Here is a 20015-nt window from a genome sequence, read left to right on the forward strand (position 1 = left end):
AGGAACGCCCGGTCAGGACGCTCCTCAAAATGACTTATGATTGTCTTTGAATCAAATAATGGAGCAGATGCGCCAAAAAGGCCGAATCACGAGGAAGTTCGTTCAGAGCTTCCGACGCAAAACAAAAATGCTCCCACATGGTCTTCGTTGCACCGTCTTTGCCAAACAACGTCACGAACGTCGAGCTGCTATTGCTCTCGTCCTGTCCAACCGGCTTGCCAAGCATCGCGACGTTACCCTCGGCGTCAAGCAAGTCGTCCTTGATTTGGAACGCAATGCCGGCATGATAAGCGTATTTCTTTAACGCTTGAATTTCCTTCTCATCCGCACCGGCGAGAATGGCAGGCATAAGGAGCGATGCTTCGAATGCGATACCGGTTTTGTAATAACATAAGATGTTAAGCTCTTCGAGCGTAAGAGCCTGACCGCGCGTGCGCAGATCCATCTCTTGGCCTCGGCACATATCGGCCGCCTTCGAAGATGAATATTGGATCAATTGCAGGACGGATTTCGGCGAGAAGCCGGTCAACGAAGATTGCTCCTCGATTGCCTTCTGAATCAGGAACAGACCGGTCAGCTCGGCTGTTGCGCTATTGTGCACGAGATGAAGCGTCGGTTTTCCTCTGCGGGAGGAGGCATTATCTTGCGTCGGCAAGTCGTCGAAGATGAGCGACGCCGTATGCATATATTCGAGCGAACGGATGAGCGGAGCGATCGAGGACGGCGATAAACCGTATTCCTCTACGCACATCACCCATGCGACAATGGGCCGTAATCGCTTTCCGGAGCCTTCGAGACTATAGTTGGCCGCATCGGTTAAGAATTCGCCGAGTATTTCGGATCCTCCCTGTGCTTGTAACGGCAGAAGTGCATTGATCTCTTCGCGTAAGCCTTTAACGGTGTCGGAAAATCGTTCTTTTTGTTCGCGATTGGAGCGCAGCGTGGACACCATCTGTTCCCGAAGCAGTTTATCGAAAAAATCGACGCGATCGGCCTTTTGTATAAGACGTTCCAGCATATTGTCGAAAGAGGCATCGCCTACGGCGAATACGCGCATGAACGACTGATAGGTATCCACTCCGACCTTTTGCTTAAATCGCTTAATTCCGCCGATCGCCCTCTCTAGAATGACCTTGCGGGCAGTGGGTTGCGACCGATACACCCGATGGATCAAGTGAGCCACTACAGCCCAGTATAATTCAAAAGGATTAAGCAGATCAGGCCGTTCGCGATGGTTGTTCCAGTAGTAGGTGTATGGCGTTACAGCGCCTGCCGCCAAATCATCGTACATATCCGCGAAGTCGTCAGCCAATTGGTTATATAGGCCGTAATAGAATGTTCGCTGATCGAAGGCCTCGTCCTCTTGCGCGCCGATAACCGAACGGACGATCAGCCGTGAGGATGCTGATTTAATAATGATAGGCAACAGTAATTCTTCGTTCGTGTAATTCGTTACTTTCGGCGATTTATCCCGATCGATGTCCTGGGATTGGAAGAAAACATAAGACTGCTCGTAGAAAATGGGCAGAGACTCCGGGTTCTGATGTTTCCTGATCGTCTCAAACGCTTCGCGGAGCTCGCCATGCACATATTGGATCAGACCGGCGTTGTTCCCCGTCCAATTCTTGACATCCGGCACGGAGCCGTGCAATAGTGTGTGACGAATCATGCGCGCATATTGCGATTTCTCCGCGTCGTCAAGTACACCGGAATCCATTAAATCGTCAATGAACGGATAAGTTAATCCATAGGAATACCCTAATCGAATGCCTTGATCCAGTCTGCGAGAACGTTCGGCGGGCGGTATATGATCGTCCATGTCATCCATGACGTGAAGGACGACGCCGATCATGATTTTGATCAGTTTGCGTACCGCATGCTCGGCATTCATCTCGGGCGGAATGCGATCGGAAACTCGTCTAAGCTTGTTAATCGCCCAAATGACGGCCAACTCGACACCCTCCCGCTGCGCCCAACGATAGATCCCGGCCAGACTCATATGGTCTGGAATCCCTTTGCTGTCGTTCGACGAATCTGATGAAGGAATCAGATGCTGCTTCAGGAAGGCAACCAGCTTTTCGATTCGCCTCTGAGTGCTGGGCGATGCAAGGTCTTTGCCAAGATCGCGCATGTACATATAAGTAACGCTGCGTTCCAGATAGTCGTCAAGCCCGCCTGTAAGCCGCTGCCATCGCAGAAATTTTCCGTAATCCTTGTAATCGGGTTTGCGGCCCGCCAGTGATAAAGCGGATTGCCAAGCGGAAGGTTTGATAAGCTCCTTCTCCCATAGCCGGAAATCAGCCAAAAGCGTGTCCCTGTAAGATTGATGTCCAAGCTCTTCTTGCAGCAGCGCCAAGTAATGGGCGGCTTTGCGTTCCGCATTCGTATACCAGCTATCAGCAAGTTCTGTCGTCGTATTTAATTGTTTCATCTCGGAAACGCCCCTTAATTGTTGCACTTAATCATACTCGCGCTTCGGCAAGTAGTTGAGTATACGCGCTCACCCTTGGCCGGGTTGCTATTAAATATTGTATAAGTTATTGCGCTATAAAAAAACCGACCTCGGAAGGGGATTTCTTCTTTGGTCGGAAATATGTTATTGCTTAATCGTTCCATTCCCTTTCGGATAATGGGATATGTTAACGGTCTTGTCTTCTTGTCCATAAGAAATCGTAGCTTCAGCGTAGACCTTATCGTCATACATTACATAAGTAAACAGTGTATCTAGGCCCTCTTTAAACAAGTCGCCCCCCAATATTTCTATAAATTTGTTTAGGAAGGTGGATTGGGCTGGACTCGGCAAGCTATTAAACAAGGCAAGATCTTCTTTGGCTGGTAATTCAATAAATATTATAGCTTCATTACGATCCAAATCAAATTCAGTCTCGAGCATACCATCTACGATATTATATCCAGCATGTTTCAATAAAAGCTTAACATGATAATCGTCTGTGACTGGAGGTGCCTCTTCACCAATGTAATTATCATTCTCCCAATAGCCGACGTCGGTGATCGTCGTACCGTCTGGTTGAACAATGAAGCCAAAGCCGTCCATAGTGTCGTTAAACACTTCTCCAATGTAGCGTGAACCATCGGCCAAGTAATATATACCTATTCCAGTAATGATATTATTTTTCACTTGACCACGATAGTATTTCTGACCATTTTTCGAAAAGACGGTACCATATCCATGAGGAATATTATCCGCAAAAAAACCTTCAAAATTTAATGCCCCATCAACATAGTTTTTTCCGAAAAATCGATTGTTATCTATGAACTCTCCAGAAAAATCAATTTTACCATCAATATAATATTCCCCTTGCCCGTTAAGCGTTCCATGTTGAAAAGACCCTTTGTAATAAGTGCCCTCACTGTAATAGATAGTTCCTTCACCATGCAATTTATGACCGTTAAAGTCACCTATATATACAAGTGAACCATCCGCGTCTACGATTTTACCAGAACCCTCAAGCAATCCATTGACAAACTCACCTTCAAAGTAGGATCCGTCCCGGGTGACAAGTTTTCCTTTTCCATGGAACAAATTATTTTTGAATTCACCTTCATAATAGGATTTACGGTGGCCGGGGTCATACAATGTTCCTCTCCCTTCTATAGCTCCGTTGACAAATGTTCCTTTATAAAGCTGCAATCCTGAAATGTTAAGAGTTCCAGACCCATGAGGAACACCATCTTGTGTCTCACCTTTATGTTCGGTAAATTTTGAATATACGGCATTCGAATAATAAGTTGCATATGTGCTGTCGATGCGAATCGTTCTGCTTTCGCTATCCCATGAAACATTACGTCCAGTCGCTTCACCAATAAATCGAAGCGGGACCATTGTGGTTCCCGATTCTAGAATAGGAGCGGTGGCCAAAGAAACCGTACGTCCGGCGACTGTTGCCGTTTTACTACTAATGACCAACTCAATCTTGAATTTATCCTTGGTTCCAGTTACTTTCTTAGTTGATTGATCCCAACCAACCTGAAGTCCGAAAGCCTCAAACAACGTTCGGAAAGGCACCAGCGTGGAACCATTCTTAACAATGGGATCTATGTCGAATTGAATTAACTGTCCGTCAATATAAACAACAATAGGGGACTGAGATGAATTATCCGGATCAGCCTTCAAATCGACGATGTTGACACCTTTACTTTTCAATTCATCAACGATCTTTTGTCCGAATGAATTTAATCCACTGCGATCAATGCCCAATACAGATAATTGCTCGACTTCCTTCAACGCAGTAATGTCCATCTCCCCATGACTTCCGTTAACTATGATCGTGTGAAGGAACAAGGCTTCTTCGAGACCTTGAAAACTTTCGATATGCGATCCATCGTCGATATGAAGGCTTGTCAGGATGGCAACTTCATCGTACGTAACTTTTTCTTTGACCGGCAACCCCAGCTCTTCTCGGATTTCTGATTGCAGCCCCATATCCAAGGTTGGTTTGGATAGTGCCAAAGCCCCTCCCGAGGTGCTCCAAACCATTGCTCCCCACGTGACTGTGCTAGCAATCACAATCTTGCTTAACTTCCCGAATATACGATTCAATGTTACTTCCACCTTCCAACGTGCAATAGGATATTTGAACTACTTGATAATTACGCGATACTTGCAGGAAATCCTTCCATTCTTGACCAGAGATTGAAATTTTTTTTGGAGGTTTGTCTTTGGCCAAGTACACCTCGACTAACGGACATAGAAAATAAACTTTTAGACTAGAGTCGTTGATTTAACGTGGTTTTTGAATTGAAGAATCGTTAGCTTTTGAGAAATAAGTTCTAGACTGATCCATTAAAAAAAGCAGCGGTGGACCAAGACTTGAAAAAGTCTTAGACCGCCGCTGTTGTCATTATTACTATCGTTCTCCGTTAGTTTAATCGATCGGCACCTTAGCTTTATACAACCCCTAAAAGTACTCAATAAAATATCCTTCCGTGGTCCAACTATCTTCAAGTTTTATATACATGTCATCTATAGTTTGCTTTGATTGCCCGAATCTTCTCATCAAGTCTTCCCTATATTGGCTCATTGAATTTCCTTCATATATCGAATCAGTTGCGCAAAACTCATCCGACATATAGATACAGTAATTGGTATCGAAATAAGTGCAAAGTTCTTTGCAAACATTTCTTAATATCGATTGTGTTTCCATATCCTTCAAAAAAGAACGCCACCTAATATAAGAAGAGAGCTCAATGATATGTAAGTTAAAGTTCATTTCAAGAATTGAATCGGGTCCTTTTAAGCTTAATCTGTCTTCACTGATGAGTTCTTCCCAAATGTTCGAATACTTGTATCTCTTCTGTAATTTTGCCGCCTCTACTTTTCTTTTCAAATCCTTTACCCAGCTGGTCATTTGATTTCCAAAGGAAATAGGTAAGTCTAATTCCCGTATCCACTCCCACTGGTCATTTTCATGGTTTGTTAATTTATGAATGGCTGGAAAGAGGTCTGTTCGAAAAATTAAATCTTCAAGAAACTTTTCAAGGCTATTTTTATCTCGAAGATTATGTTCTATTACCGCTGAAAAATTCGCTCCCATATTTCCTCCCTTATTTAGGGTCGAACAAGTACACTTACTTGCCATTGTATTTTAACACAAATTGGAACTAAACTGCCCAATAGCTTAACGACACAAAGAGCAGCTGCCGCAGCGGCAAACTACTCCTGGATCGTTGAGCTAAAGTTCTCCGTTAGTTCAATCACCTGTTACGTACTCAATAGTCCCATCAAGGCACTTGCCTATTCCTTACAAGCATCTACAAGTTTTTTTGCCGCCATTAATGACATACCTGTTTCTACTCTCACAAACTTTACAGTTTTAACCTCACCAATGGAATTCAACTTTTCTTTTACTAAGGAAATCAATTTCTCGCTGAATATTTCAGTATATTCCATCTTTATGCCCTCCTTTCAATCAAAATATTATACGATTTTATTGCTTTTTCTGTTTCAATTTTATTTTACTGCCCGTTACTTCAACGGACAAAGGCAGCCGATCGCGTAGCCGGCTACCGTCATGTCGTGGCGCTATTGTCTCCCGTTAGCACAATACTTTAGTCAAATGTGGATCGATGAATAAGTCCTTTAATAAAGGACTCAAAATCTTTTGCTAAAAGGGTAATTTGGTAATCCGCTTCTAGATCAACATGTACGACTTCAGGCTCCCCATCATTTCCACATTTCCGATAGTCAAGCATTATTAAGTCGTGTCCAGCAGACGGGCAATTGCATATTACTACTCCAATTTGTGGATACTCCCATTCGTCAATCATAAATTGACTTCCTAATTCTCCACAAAGGGAGCAGGTTCTATTACGCCCGATACCCATGATTCCTGTTATTTGTATATGATCTTCTGCCCATGATGTTGGGCTGTTTGTAGGAAAACAAGTGTATTGGGGAATCCCCCCATTTTGTTGTTTCATTAAAGCTATAAAAGCAGTCGGCAATTTATAGCCCAGTTCTTCTTCAATTGAATTTATTAATTCTTCCGAAGGAAAATCTTCCACGTACTTATTTCTTGCATATTCACTCTCCTTCCAGAAATCGGCGAGATTCATATCCGAAAAGCAACTCATAATTGTATATACCCCCCTACAAATTTATACTTTAAGTTCAGATATTACTTTATAATCCCCAAGTTCGACCCGCCTTTTGAGCGAATCCAATGTACTTAGTACAACCTCAATGGAACCAAATTGCGACCATATGACATTAGTATTTGGCGAATCAATTAAAGTCCTCACCTCACCTAATAAACCCAATAAATCATTGATATTTCGCAATTCGAACCACTCCGATAATAAATTAGTATGTTATCTGAATATTTCTATAGATAATCGAACTATCCTGCCCGATAGTTCAACGACAAAAGGAGCAGCAGCCGCAGAGGCAAACTGCTCCTGGATCATTAGATCATTAGACTAAGATTCTCAGTTAGCTCAAATACCAAGGTAAATAATTTTGTATTCGCCCGACTCCACTATGGTTGAAAATTCAATTATCCTACTTAGAGTATCAAGCATTTCTTTTCTGTTAAATGACAGTTTATCATATGCCCCAGTTGTTTGTGGGTTCTCATCTTCACTCCACGTATACCATCCCGTTAAATTTATTTCTTCGGGAGATTCTGAAAACATAAGATACCAGGCTTTCATCAGCTATGTTAATTTTGTTGCTCCCGTTTTTTCAATTATAGACCATCCATAATAATTAAATCCCATAGCAATTTCGTTTTTGTCAGGATTTATGGTCTCTATCCATTTCAATGTATCTTGCATGTATCCAAACATGTCATCATGTAATTGAACAACATTTTCTGAATTACTGTCCCTGTAATTAAATATCCCACTTAAAGAAATCTCTTCAAATTCTTGATTTGAAATAAGTATGAAGTCATGAACTAAAGCTATATTGATGTCCTCCTTTTGCAAAATAAGTTCTTATATTTATACTACCATGAATTGGAACTATTCTGCCCGTTAGCATAATGATGCTCACCATGTGTCAACAAGCAATTCAACGAGAACGACCGTTCATCATTGTCATATACAAGCCCGCCACGTCTCCGAAATTCAACCGCCCGACCAATAAAAAACCACCCTTTCGGGTGGTCATAAAGAGACGCTCATATGTAATCTGCTGCGCCAAGAACAAGAAAACGCAAGCATCCACTTGCTCCCAGGCTGCCCTCCCATGCTTTCTTAACGTCATTAACCATTATCGACATTAACCAAGGATTTCCTCCAAGCCTCGACGCCGAGCGCCAAGGATCCGCATAATGCCGCATTATCGCCAAGTCCAGGAGAAACGACATAATTATTTATGTCATTAATTATAGCATCAACCTGAACGTATCCGTTCAAATTCCGTTGGACTTCTTGCCGAATGAGTGGCAGAAGATGCTTCTGATGCATGACGCCGCCTCCAAGGATGACCCGTTTCGGAGAAAGCAGCAATATCGTCGATGTGACGGCTTGTCCGATATAGTAGGCTTCCATCTCCCATGCCGGATGGTCAGGAGCAAGCTCGCTGCCCTTCACTCCCCACCGCTTCTCGAGCGACGGTCCTGCCGCCAGACCCTCCAGGCAATCTCCATGATAGGGACACGCACCTTCGTAACGATCGTCCGGATGCCGTCTCGGCAGAATATGACCGCCTTCCGGATGAGCCAATCCGTGCACAAGCCGTCCCTCCGAGTAAACGCCGACGCCGATGCCGGTACCGATCGTGAAGTAGACGCAGCTATCCAGTCCTGCCGCGGCTCCCCATACCGCTTCGCCATATGCGGCGGCGTTAACATCCGTGTCCCAGCCCATCGGCACATCAAAGCTTTCCTTTAACGTGGCGAGGAACGGAAATCCGGACCACCCCCGCTTCGGTGTCGTCGTTACATATCCATACGTCTTGCTTGCGGGGTCAATATCGATTGGGCCGAATGTCCCAATGCCAATGGCTTCAACGTCTTTGTTGCGGAAGTAGTCGATAATGGCAGCCATGACTTTCTCCGGCTCCTCCGTGGGGAAGCTGATCCGGTCTTCGATTACGCCTTGTTCATTGCCGATGCCGCACACGAATTTCGTGCCGCCCCCTTCAATGGCTCCGATTCTCATTGTTGTTCATCCTCCTGTTTCGTTCATGTTACAACAAAATGACTGTCCGAGCGGACAGCCAGGTCACTTCTACAATCTAGCCACAAAAATCGCTAATTGTCTATCCTTAATGCCTAATCTTCTACCGCGAACCGATACCCGATTCCGGGCTCCGTCAAAATGTACTGTGGTCTCGTAGTGTCGGTCTCCAGCTTCTTGCGTAGATGGCCTACGTATATGCGCAGGTAATGCTGTTCCGTCTCGCCATAGTGACGGCCCCATACTTGCTGCAGCAATTGGCGCTGAGTCATCACTTTGCCCCCGTTGGAAGCCAGCGTTTTGAGCAAATCGTATTCGGTCGGCGTCAACTTGACCCGTTCCCCTCCAAGCTCCACGTTTCGCATAGCGAGATCGATCGTTAAGGCACCGAAACGAAGGACGGGTTCGCTGACGGAACCCGCGACATGCCTGAGCGCGACGCGTATGCGGGCGACGAGTTCCCCCATGCCGAACGGCTTCGTCACGTAATCGTCCGCGCCTTCGTCGAGCGCGGCGATCTTGTCCTCTTCCCTGTCTCTCGCGGTCAGGACGATGATGGGAGTCTGCGACCATTCGCGGATCCGCCTTAGTACGTCCATGCCGCCCATATCGGGCAAGCCCAAGTCGAGGACGATCAAATCCGGATGCGACATCGACGTTTGCAGAATGCCTTCTTCGCCGCTGCCGGCTTCGGCCACATCATAGTGATGGGCATGAAGCGTTACTTTGAGCAGCTTGCGAATTTGCGGTTCGTCGTCTATGATCAATATTTTGGCTCCTTTATCGGATGCGCTCATGGTGCGTCCATGCTCCTCTCCAACATATGTTCCAGTGAATTTTCCTGGTTTTGCAGCGGGAGACGAATCGTGATGACCGTACCGCGTCCTCCGTTGGGTGCCGCCGATATACGGCCGCCGTGCAGCTCGACAATTCCCTTGCATATGGCAAGTCCTAAGCCCGTTCCCGGCAAATGACTCGTTTTATCGGCCCGATAGAATTTGTCGAAGACGCGCCCTATCGCAGCCGCTTCAATACCCATGCCTTGGTCGGCCACGGCAATCGACAACTCGGCACCGACGGTACGTACTTCAATGACAATTTCACTTCCGTCAGGGGAATACTTGATCGCGTTGCTGACCACGTTCGTAAGTACTTGCTCCAGGAGTACTTCGTCTCCCGGGACGGGGGGCACGGTCTCCGCAATGATCACCTTCAGCTTCCTGTTATGTTGGAAGTCCCTGACCTGAGACAGCACGACGCTAATCATGTCTTCCGCGTCGCACCATTGCTTGCGAAGCCGCAGCATGCCGCTCTCCAGTTGGACCATTCCCAGCAGGTTGGAGACGAGCCGGTTCATGCGAAGCGCGCCATCCCGGATCGTGCCGAGCAGTTCCATTCGGTCCTGCGAAGTAAACAAGGCATCATTGTCCATTAAAGCGCCCGCTGAACCGATCATGCTTGCCAGAGGCGTTCTCAGCTCATGGGAGACTGAGTCCAGTATCGCGGTACGCAGCTGTTCCGATTCTGCCGTCAATTGCGCCAGCTTCGCCTCCTCGCTCAACTTGACTCTGGCCATGGCAATGGCCGCAAGCCCCCCGAGCGCCTCCAGGAAAGAGACGGAGTCCGAAGACAGCACGACATCATCCAGCTTTACGCCAAGTACGCCATGAACGCGATCCTCGGCGCGCAAAGGCAAATACAACCCCTTCGAAGCATTCAGCGTCGAAGTTCCTTTTCCCGCTCTGTACCCGTTTCTGTAGACCCAATCCGCAATCGTCAGCTCTGCATCGCCGCTCCCCCAATCGTCTGGTTGTTTGGTGGATGCCGAAACCGCCAGAACATCCAGGTCGTCCGGCAAAAAAATGACGGCTGGCGCCCCTACGCTGATAGATACTTGATCCGATACGTTATGCAGAAGCGATTGAATGTCTGTAAATGCGCTCATTTCTTTGCTAATCGCGTATAACGAGGCGGTATAACCTTCCTTCCGCTCGGATTCCTTCAACTGAGCCTTGAGCCGTGAAGCGAGACTAGCCGTTAATACCGCTACGACGTAGAAAACGACAAACGTCGATAAGTTGCGAAGATCCGAAACGGCGAAGCTGAAGAATGGCGGGACAAAAAAGTAATTAAACGAAACCAGCCCTAGCGTTGCAGCATACAGAGAAGGACCTTTCCCGCCGTACACTGCCCCCATCAGCACAGGCAACAAATAAAGCAGAGCGATGTTTACAAGTTCAACCGTCGGCCACCACTTCGAAAACACGAACGTCAAAATCACGTTCGCAACGGTGACCCATAGGTATACCTGCTGCCTCATGACCTTCATCCCTCACACGTTAACTTTATAAACACCATCATACACAGGAGAACGAAGGCATGGCAACTTGGCTACGACAAGCACATCCATATGCCTCCCGCGGCTCAGTAAGGTCTTTACGACGGAACCTCGTTGCAAGAACGGCATCCAGCGTTTGGACGGCTGTCCTACGATCATCTGCGTCGTTTCATACGCTGAAGCCATATCTAACAGGATGCGGGGAATATCGCATTTCGACTCGGTTGCAGCGTATTCGAAACGCCCTCCAAGCCTCGCTGTAAACGCACAAATTTCGTCGACACGTTTCTGCTCTTCCTCCGTAAGCCGAGAATTGGCGTGGATATAGACGACATGCCATACCGCCTTCAGCCGATGCGCGATGCGGAAGCCCCGCCTAACGAGCCGTTCCGCGCCCGAACCCAGCGTAACCGCTACGAAGATGCTCTCCCGCCTTCGCCATGGTCCCCGCAAATATTCCTTCCGATCCCACGCTTCCAGCCGTTCGTCGACGTCGTCCGCGATTTCCCTTAAAGCAAGCTCGCGAAGCGCGATCAGATTGCCTTTCGAGAAAAACCGGCCTAACGCCTGTTCGATCTTGTCCGGCGCGTAGATCCGGCCTTCGCGCATCCGTTGCCGCAGCCGGTCGGGCGAGACGTCGATCAATTCGACTTCGTCGGCAATGCCCAGCATCCAATCCGGCACGGTCTCTCTCACCCGAATGCCGGTGATTTGCTCCACGGCATCATTTAAACTCTCCAAGTGCTGGACATTCATAGTGGAGATGACGTTAATGCCAGCGTCCAGCAGCTCCAATACATCCTCGTACCGTTTTTTGTTTTTGCTTCCCGGCACGTTCGTATGAGCCAGCTCATCGACCAGAACCACCTCCGGATTTTCCCCCAAAATAGCCGGAACGTCCATTTCCCTGAGCTGCGTCCCCCTGTAATCGATGACGGATTGCGGCACGACGGGAAGCTCGCCTATTTGAGAAACGGTCTCTTGCCGTCCATGCGTTTCCAGCAGTCCAATTACAATTTGAACTCCTTTGCGTAGAAGAGCATTGCCTTCTCTCAGCATCGTATAGGTTTTGCCAACGCCGGGGGCGGCGCCAATATATACTTTGAACGACCCTCGACTTATCCGATCGATTCGTCGATCCCTCTCTTGTTCGTTCAATCGTTTATAAGACTCGGAGCGTTCCGCTACCCGGTTAGACTTTGCCGGCATAATACGTTCGCCTTCTTGATCCGCCCTGTCTGCCACAAAAAAGACATCCGTACTGCAGATCTTATTCAGCAATCCGTTTACGATAGAACCTTGCCGCCATTCCTTCCACGGACCGTGCTTGGAATGTCCAATGACGATTCGCGTTACGCCATTGTTTATCGCGTATTGGACAAGCGAGTCGGGGATGCGGCGCCTGCCGGGGTACGGCAGCTCTGTAAAGGTTGCGCCGATCTTCGAAGTTAATTTCATTATGGAGTCCTTGAACATGGTCTCTTCCTTGTTTAGCGCAGAGCTGCTTTTTGCAAACGAAACGACATGCAGATCTCCATTCAATCGCTTGGCGATCTGCTGGCCGCGGCGGACATAAATAGACCCGTTCCAGTGATATTGAGCGGATACGAGAATCCTCTCGCTGGCTCCCGATGGACCGGTCAGTCCCAACTCTCCCCGATGCTTCTCCAACGATTCGTTGACCTCTTCGGCCATCTGCCGCAGCGCAAGCTCCCGCAACACGCCGAGATTGCCTCTTGCCAGCATGGATGCTGATCGGACGCCGGTCAGATTGCCTTCTTCGATCCGTTTCAGCATCGTCTCCGGCGTGACGTCGATCAGTCTCACTTCATCGGCGGATTCCAGCGTCTCGTCCGGCACCGTCGCCTCCCCTTGTATTCCCGTCAACTTGTGCGCTACATGCGATACGCCTTCCAACTCGTAGACGTTTACGGTCGTCATTACGCTGATCCCTCTGCCAAGCAATTCGCGTATGTCCTCCAACCGGGTTGGATTAGAGGCCCCTTTGCGATTCCGATGCGCCAGTCCATCGACCAGTACGATTTCGGGATTGCGGGCAATCAATGCCTCCAGATTTAAATCCTTCTGCGGGACATCGTCTTTCTGCCAATGAATGCTTGGCACCCGTTCCAGCGTCCCCAACTGCTCCATCGTTTCGGGCCTCCCCATAGTCGAGACCGCGCAAATCACGACGTCCATGCCTTGCTGCTTCAGGCGTTGCCCTTCCCGCAGCATGTGATAGGTTTTGCCCGAGCCGCTTACCGCGCCGATAAAGATCGTCAATCTGCCTTTGCGCAGCTTGGTTATAGTAGACAATATTTCTTCAGGCGTCTTGCGTCTGTAAGAATTCATGAACGGGAAATCATCGCTTGAAGCGCCATGTTGAGCTTTAATACATTGACCCTCGGCTCGCCGAATAAGCCGAGATCGCGATCTTCCGTATGCGCTTTGACAAGCGAACGAAGCTGCTCTTCCGTCAGATTCGTCAGGCTCCTTATTCGCGGAACCTGCACGTAGGCTGACTCAGGCGTGATATGAGGGTCAAGCCCGGAACCCGAATTGCTTATTAGCGCGATCGGGAGTTGTTGGATCGGGACTTCGGGATTGTTCTGCTTCCATTCGTCAATAGACGCCCGGGTTCGCGCCAGCAAATCAGGGTTCGAAGGAGCGTAGTTGTTCGATCCCGACGCTTCCGCCTTATAGCCGATACTGGATACGCGGCCATGAAAGTAAGCGGGGTCTGTAAACTTTTGTCCGATCAGTTCAGACCCGACGACATCCCCGTTCCCGTTTTTCAGCAAGCTTCCGCCCGCCTGATTCGGCATGAGCAGCCCGGCAAGACCCGTGCATAACAGCGGGTACAGCAATCCGCACAAGACAATAAACGTGACGCCCGCTCGGATTGCGATGAGCAAAGACGTTCTCCCCGAACGAAGTTGATCAGTATGATTTGACATTAGTCGCGTCTCCTTCCTTACACCCAAAGTTGTACGATCATATCGATTGCCTTGATGCCTATAAACGGCACGATGACGCCTCCGAGCCCATATAGAAACATATTGCGGCCAAGCAGCCTCGAAGCGCTCAACGGTTGATAACGGACGCCGCGCATGGCGAGCGGGATTAACAGAGGAATAATAATGGCATTAAATAGCAGCGCCGACAAGATCGCGGATGCGGGAGATCCCAGATTCATGATGTTAAGCACGCCCATCTCGGGAATCGCAAGCATGAACATCGCCGGGATAATTGCAAAATATTTTGCAATGTCGTTTGCGATGCTAAACGTCGTCAATGCTCCGCGCGTCATGAGCAGCCCCTTGCCGATCGCCACCACCTCAATGAGCTTGGAAGGATCGGAATCCAGATCCACCATGTTGGCCGCTTCCTTGGCGGCGGCAGTCCCGCTGTTCATCGCCAGCCCGACGTCGGCTTGCGCAAGCGCGGGCGCGTCGTTTGTGCCGTCTCCGGTCATCGCGACGAGCTTGCCTTGCTCCTGTTCTCGGCGAATAACGGCAATTTTGTCCTCGGGCGTGCTTTCCGCGATAAAATCGTCCACTCCCGCTTCCAGTGCGATCGTGGCCGCCGTCAACGGATTGTCGCCGGTGCACATGATCGTCTTGATGCCCATCTGCCGCAGCTGCTCGAACCTCTCGCGCATGCCCGGCTTAACCGTATCCTTCAAATAAATGAGTCCGTATACGCGGCCGTCGACGGCTACCGCCAGGGGCGTTCCCCCTTTGGACGCAATAGCATTCCCTTTCTCTTCCAGATCCTTGGGGATCGTGCCGCCCGAAGCCGTTACCCATTTCTTTATGGAATCAACAGCGCCTTTGCGAACCTTGCGGCCGTCGGCCAAGTCCATGCCGCTCATCCGGGTCTCCGCTTGGAAAGGAATGAACGCGGCGCCTTTTCCAAGCTCGGCCGAATAATTCCCTCCCGTGTTTTTCATGTAGTCAAGCACGGAACGCCCTTCCGGCGTCTCGTCCAGCAGCGAGCTGATCGCTGCCCACCCGGCCAGTTCGCTCTCCGTTGCATCTCCCACGGGAATAAGGGCGCTGGCCATCCGATTCCCGTACGTGATGGTTCCCGTTTTGTCCAAAATCATTGTATTAATGTCGCCGGCAGCTTCCACGGCTTTGCCGGATGTCGCAATCACATTAAATTGCGTCACGCGGTCCATGCCGGCGATGCCGATAGCCGACAGCAACCCGCCGATCGTCGTCGGGATCAGACATACGAGCAGCGCGATAAGGACCGGCACTTCCAGGTCGACTCCCGCATAACTGGCGATTGGCGGAAGCGTAACGATCACGATAAAAAAGATTAGCGTCAGACTTGTCAACAGCGTGTTCAACGCCAGCTCGTTCGGCGTTTTTTGGCGTTTCGCTCCTTCGACCAACGAAATCATGCGATCGATAAACGATTCCCCGGGGTCGCTCGTAATCCGCACCATGATCCGGTCGCTCACGACGCGAGTTCCTCCCGTTACCGAGCTGAAGTCGCCTCCGGCTTCCTTAATGACGGGGGCCGATTCGCCCGTAATCGCGGATTCATCGACGGAGGCTAGCCCGTCGACGATTTCTCCGTCGCCCGGGATCCATTCTCCCGAAGCGACCACGACCATATCCCCTTTGCGCAGCTCCGTGGAAGGAACGACCTTTATCCCGCTTCCGACGATTTTGTTCGCCATCATCTCCCCCTTCGACCTCTTGAGCGTATCGGCTTGCGCCTTGCCCCGCCCCTCGGCGAGCGCTTCGGCGAAGTTCGCGAACAGCAGAGTAAACAGAAGGATCAGGAAGACGGTTAAATTAAATCCGAATTGTCCCCTTGCTTCGAAGTAGTCGGGAAAGATCGTCATCATCAGGACGACGAATGTTCCGGCCTCCACGACAAACATGACGGGATTTTTGATCATGGACATGGGGTTTAATTTCTTGAAGCTGTCGATCGCGGCATTTTTTACGATAGCAGGCGTCAACAGCGCTTTGCGTTGCTCATTCATTCTTTTCGTCACCTCATTCTTCGCATTAACGAAGCGTCAGCTGTTCCGCGATCGGTCCCAGAACGACCGCTGGCAGGAACGTGAGCGCTCCGATGATAACAACCGTGCCAATCAGTATGGCTGCGAACAGCCCGTTATCCGTACGGAACGTCCCGATCGCCTCGGGCACCCATTGTTTGGCGGCCAGAGAACCGGCTACGGCAAGCATCGCGATCATGGCGACATACCTTCCCAGCAGCATGACGATCCCGGTAGATATGTTCCAGAACGGCGTATTGTCGGCGAGACCCTCAAAGCCGGACCCGTTGTTGGCGGCGGATGAAGCGAATTCGTACAGAACCTGCGTTATGCCATGGAAGCCGGGATTCGTGATCGACCCTTGACCAAGCTGGGTCAGAAACGAGATGGCCGTCGGTCCCAGTATAATGAGCGGATGCACGAGTATGACGATTGCGATCAGCTTCATCTCCTTGGGCTCGATCTTTCTTCCGAGAAATTCCGGCGTCCGCCCCACCATTAGCCCTGCCAGAAACACGCCGAGAATGGCGTACATCAGCATGTTCACGATGCCGACGCCCTTGCCCCCGAACACGACGTTCAGCATCATCTCGGCCAGCGGCACAAGTCCGCCGATCGGAGTCAGCGTATCATGCATATTGTTGACCGTACCTGTCGTAGCGGCAGTCGTAACGGCCGTAAACAAGGCGGATTGCGGAATGCCGAATCGCACTTCCTTGCCCTCCATGCTGCCTTGCGAGGCATCGATGCCTAACTCGTTGAAGACCGGGTTGCCTCGCGTCTCCGCTATATATACAGTTGTAAGGAATAGGAGGAACAGCGTCATCATGGCGCTGAACACGACCCAGCCCTGCTTGCGATTCCCTGCGAACAGCCCGTATGTATAGGGCAGCGCAGCTGGCAATAACCACATGGATAAAATTTGGATGACATTCGTCAGCGGACTTGGATTCTCAAACGGATGGGACGAGTTGGCTCCGAAAAAACCTCCGCCGTTCGTTCCGATATGCTTGATGGCTTCCAGCGAGGCGACGGGTCCAATTGCGATGGATTGCGCCTCCCCCTCCAGAGTCGTAACATTTAAAGTCGATTGAAGCGTCTGCGGGACCTGCAGCGCAACAAGAACAAGTGTTACGAGAACAGCAGCGGGAATGAAAATACGGGTATGCGCCTTGACGAAATCCTGGAAGAAGTTCCCGATCGTCGTTCCTCTGCTCGTTAACCCGCGAATGAACGCGATCGCAACGGAGAAGCCCGTTGCCGCCGACGTAAACATCATCATCATAATGACGGCCATCTGGGAGAAATAACTAAGTCCCGTTTCGCCGCTGTAATGCTGCAGATTCGTATTCGTCATGAAGCTGATGATGGTATTGAAGGCGAGCGTCTCCTCCATGCCGTCGATTCCGCTCGGATTGACCGGCAGCAGATTCTGCGTTCTAAGAACGATGTAACCTATGGCTACTAATACAACGTTGGTAAGCAAGACGCTTAAGGCATAGGCCATCCATGTCATGCCCGCAAACGATTTTAAGCCAATAAGTTTGTACAACAAGTTTTCGATCGGTCCGAATACGGCATCGCTCCGGTTCCGCTTATTCGAGAACACGTGATAAACGTAAGTGCCAAGCGGCTTGACAAGCAGAATAAGCACGATCAAGACGATGGCGATTTGTACAATGCCCATGAGGCATCCTCCTTTGGGTAGGTTTGGGCCGGGTCAGAATTTCTCCGGATGGATCAGCGCGTATATCAAATAAACAAAAACGAGCAGGGCACAGATCAGCAGCAAAGTCACAGGGAATCCTCTCCTTTATCTTCAATGACATGCCCGCACCATGCCGCGAATCCGTAAAATACGACAAACGCGGCAGCCAGCGTCGCAGCCATGTACACATCCATCATTTCGTGTCATCCTCTCCCGTTGGTTCTTGACCCGTCATCTCGTCCGTTATTAAGAAGTTGGAATCCTGGCCGCTTGCATAAATAACGTAGTTGGCGCCTAGACCTCGGTACATCAGCTTGGGCCTCACCTGTTCCGTAATGACATAGATGGGATTGTTGCTCCACTTCCTGCAGATCAAGAGATAGCGGCAGATTTGATTCAAGCTTCGTTCGAACAAATACACTCGGCCTATGCCGATGTCGGGGGCCGCCGACCAGACTCCTTCGTCCGACGTGTCCACCGCTATAATCGTCTCGACGCCTAGTCCCAGCAGCCGCTCGTATTCCTGCTCATTGTTGACGATCGCTGTAAAAGGAATATGCCTATGGAGAAGAGCTCTTACGAACTGCTCTCCCCTCAGGTTAGGAGCCGAAACTAATATGACATTCTCGTGTTTGTTCATGTTCGTTTTCTCCTCTGTTTGCTTCTGGCCCAAAGCTGAAGCTGCGGCATTTCATGAAGTCCGGATTCACACTTTCATCTTAGAACGGGTTCGGGTAAAAAGGGGGTAAAGAAATAACGCCTTGATATAAAAAAAATATAAAAATCGCCAATACTCTTCTGTACGCAAAAAAGCCCTTGAGCAACATGCATGCATGCTCAAGGACCTTATAATGTTTTTTTCGGTTAATCGCTTATGCTTGACGAGGCATTCGCGTATACATGCTTTGATCCTGGAGTCGGATGAGCACCTTCCCGAATCGTCCGCCCTCCTGGTATTCCACATGACCGTCAGGGTATGTTTGCTGCAAATATTCCGAAATGATGGATAGGCTGTTTTCGTCCGCCGGCAGACCGTGGATTTTCAGCCAGTTTATTACCTCCTTATAAGCAGTCTCACGGTCGCTTTTTGTCGTTTTGACTTCACGGGAAAGGAGGGATTCGAACGAATATCCCTTCAGATAGAGAAGGTGCAGCAAATAGGCAAATTCCATGATCTCGTCACGAATCGGCTCCTGCGTGACTAGCGTTCGCACATCATCCAGAAGGCTATGCTCCCTGCGTCCTGCCGGCATGCTGATATAACAGAAACCTCGGGCGCAGCCGAGTACTTTCTCCGCGCCCTCCCAATCATTAATGACTGGACACATAGAGACGAACACGAGATCGTATTTATTTAGCCAGCCTTTGCTCTCCAGGTCGATATCTTCGAAAGGTTCGGCGATCACTTCGACGCTTCCTTCGGGCAAGTGCTGAATATTCTCTTGCAGCAGCTCTCTTAGAGGACCGTTTGGCTCGACGGCTGTGACGCGGGCTCCTCTCTCCGCGAACGCAACAGAGAATCCGCCGGACGCGGCTCCAATATCCAGCACCGTCATTCCATTAAAGTTCACATTCTGGCCTTCAATCCAGCTCAAGATACGATTGGTACGTTTTTTCCCCCCTTCGCTGAACACTTCCTTATTGAATGCGACCGCTCTTTTATCAAATACGCGTGTCGGGTCCATGCCTGCGTTCAACATTTTGTTAATGGCGGTATTACGGTCTTCCTTCCAGGCTTTCTCCCACACGGATGCGTCAAAAAAGTCATTCATCATTATTCCTCCGATTTTATTGAGATTTTGTAGAGTTGTTATATCTATGATTAAAGCCGAGAAAAAAACGTCCGTTAAGGCACGTTTTTTATCGACTGGGCCAAATCGTATATGGTCTGTTCGCGCAAGCGCCGCTCCATCTGATCTTCCGCAGCCAGCACCACCTTCTGAATAACGCATTCCGGACCATGGTCCAAGCTGCATTCGAACAACGAGGTCGTACCTTCAATAGCATGGATGATATCGAGGAACGATATTTTTTCCCAATTTCGTTTGAGCCGGTATCCTCCGCTCGCTCCGGATGCGGATTCGATCATGCCGGCTTTGACGAGCTTCGTCAATATTTTGGACAGATAGGTTGGCGAGACATTCTGCTTTTCCGCAAGCTGCTGGACGCCTATGGGCTTCTCCGGAGTGGCTACGGCGAGAAAAAGCATGCTGTGAAGCGCGTAATTCGTCGCTTTGGAATATTTCAACGGTATCCTCCTTCCGATTTCATTGCAGATATAATGAGTCTATAATAACTTC

17 protein-coding genes are annotated in these 20015 nt (G+C 49.4%); all 17 read right to left on the reverse strand.

The features are described 5' to 3' along the window. Window positions 1-34: 34 nt before the first annotated feature. The 17 genes from H7F31_RS20820 to H7F31_RS20900 all read right to left on the reverse strand — a co-directional run bounded on the left by H7F31_RS20820 (window position 35) and on the right by H7F31_RS20900 (window position 19963). Window positions 35-2431 carry a polyprenyl synthetase family protein gene (locus H7F31_RS20820; protein WP_187100352.1) on the reverse strand — a complete coding sequence of 799 codons (2397 nt, stop codon included), beginning with the start codon at window positions 2429-2431 and terminating at the stop codon, window positions 35-37. A 165-nt stretch (window positions 2432-2596) separates the two neighbouring features. After that, complete coding sequence (locus H7F31_RS20825) at window positions 2597-4561, reverse strand: stalk domain-containing protein (RefSeq protein WP_187100353.1); 1965 nt, start codon at window positions 4559-4561, stop codon at window positions 2597-2599. Between the two features lie 358 nt (window positions 4562-4919). After that, window positions 4920-5555 carry a hypothetical protein gene (locus H7F31_RS20830; RefSeq protein WP_187100354.1) on the reverse strand — a complete coding sequence of 212 codons (636 nt, stop codon included), beginning with the start codon at window positions 5553-5555 and terminating at the stop codon, window positions 4920-4922. A gap of 200 nt (window positions 5556-5755) precedes the next feature. Then, window positions 5756-5911, reverse strand: a complete 156-nt coding sequence (locus tag H7F31_RS20835) for a hypothetical protein (protein WP_187100355.1) — start codon at window positions 5909-5911, stop codon at window positions 5756-5758. A 158-nt stretch (window positions 5912-6069) separates the two neighbouring features. After that, window positions 6070-6594: an SMI1/KNR4 family protein gene (locus tag H7F31_RS20840; protein WP_187100356.1), complete on the reverse strand. Its 525-nt coding sequence runs from the start codon at window positions 6592-6594 to the stop codon at window positions 6070-6072. Between the two features lie 582 nt (window positions 6595-7176). Continuing rightward, entirely contained in the window at window positions 7177-7449 is a 273-nt protein-coding gene (locus tag H7F31_RS20845; protein WP_187100357.1) for a hypothetical protein, read from the reverse strand. 279 nt (window positions 7450-7728) lie between these two features. Beyond that, window positions 7729-8628, reverse strand: coding sequence for an ROK family protein (locus H7F31_RS20850; RefSeq protein WP_187100358.1), 900 nt, complete (start codon window positions 8626-8628; stop codon window positions 7729-7731). Between the two features lie 113 nt (window positions 8629-8741). Further along, window positions 8742-9443 (reverse strand): response regulator, encoded by a 702-nt coding sequence (locus tag H7F31_RS20855; RefSeq protein WP_187100359.1) that lies wholly within the window; start codon window positions 9441-9443, stop codon window positions 8742-8744. Beyond that, window positions 9440-10966, reverse strand: coding sequence for an ATP-binding protein (locus H7F31_RS20860; protein WP_261800085.1), 1527 nt, complete (start codon window positions 10964-10966; stop codon window positions 9440-9442). Before H7F31_RS20860 ends, H7F31_RS20855 begins: the two co-directional genes overlap by 4 nt. Window positions 10967-10978: 12 nt before the next feature. After that, complete coding sequence (locus H7F31_RS20865; protein WP_187100361.1) at window positions 10979-13336, reverse strand: histidine kinase; 2358 nt, start codon at window positions 13334-13336, stop codon at window positions 10979-10981. Next, window positions 13333-13941 carry a potassium-transporting ATPase subunit KdpC gene (gene kdpC, locus H7F31_RS20870; protein ID WP_187100362.1) on the reverse strand — a complete coding sequence of 203 codons (609 nt, stop codon included), beginning with the start codon at window positions 13939-13941 and terminating at the stop codon, window positions 13333-13335. The genes H7F31_RS20865 and kdpC overlap by 4 nt, the downstream gene beginning before the upstream one ends. A gap of 17 nt (window positions 13942-13958) precedes the next feature. Beyond that, window positions 13959-15989, reverse strand: a complete 2031-nt coding sequence (gene kdpB, locus H7F31_RS20875; protein ID WP_187100363.1) for a potassium-transporting ATPase subunit KdpB — start codon at window positions 15987-15989, stop codon at window positions 13959-13961. 25 nt (window positions 15990-16014) lie between these two features. Continuing rightward, window positions 16015-17694, reverse strand: coding sequence for a potassium-transporting ATPase subunit KdpA (gene kdpA / locus H7F31_RS20880; RefSeq protein ID WP_187100364.1), 1680 nt, complete (start codon window positions 17692-17694; stop codon window positions 16015-16017). A 33-nt stretch (window positions 17695-17727) separates the two neighbouring features. Further along, complete coding sequence (gene kdpF / locus H7F31_RS34600) at window positions 17728-17805, reverse strand: K(+)-transporting ATPase subunit F (RefSeq protein ID WP_187105457.1); 78 nt, start codon at window positions 17803-17805, stop codon at window positions 17728-17730. 103 nt (window positions 17806-17908) lie between these two features. Next, a complete protein-coding gene (locus H7F31_RS20890; protein WP_187100365.1) occupies window positions 17909-18355 on the reverse strand; it encodes a potassium channel family protein in 447 nt (148 codons plus the stop codon). Between the two features lie 232 nt (window positions 18356-18587). Then, window positions 18588-19490 carry a class I SAM-dependent methyltransferase gene (locus H7F31_RS20895; protein ID WP_187100366.1) on the reverse strand — a complete coding sequence of 301 codons (903 nt, stop codon included), beginning with the start codon at window positions 19488-19490 and terminating at the stop codon, window positions 18588-18590. Between the two features lie 71 nt (window positions 19491-19561). Next, window positions 19562-19963, reverse strand: a complete 402-nt coding sequence (locus H7F31_RS20900) for an Rrf2 family transcriptional regulator (protein WP_087568665.1) — start codon at window positions 19961-19963, stop codon at window positions 19562-19564. Window positions 19964-20015: the final 52 nt, after the last annotated feature.

The sequence above is a fragment of the Paenibacillus sp. PAMC21692 genome (genome assembly GCF_014303795.1).
Taxonomy (GTDB): domain Bacteria; phylum Bacillota; class Bacilli; order Paenibacillales; family Paenibacillaceae; genus Pristimantibacillus; species Pristimantibacillus agaridevorans.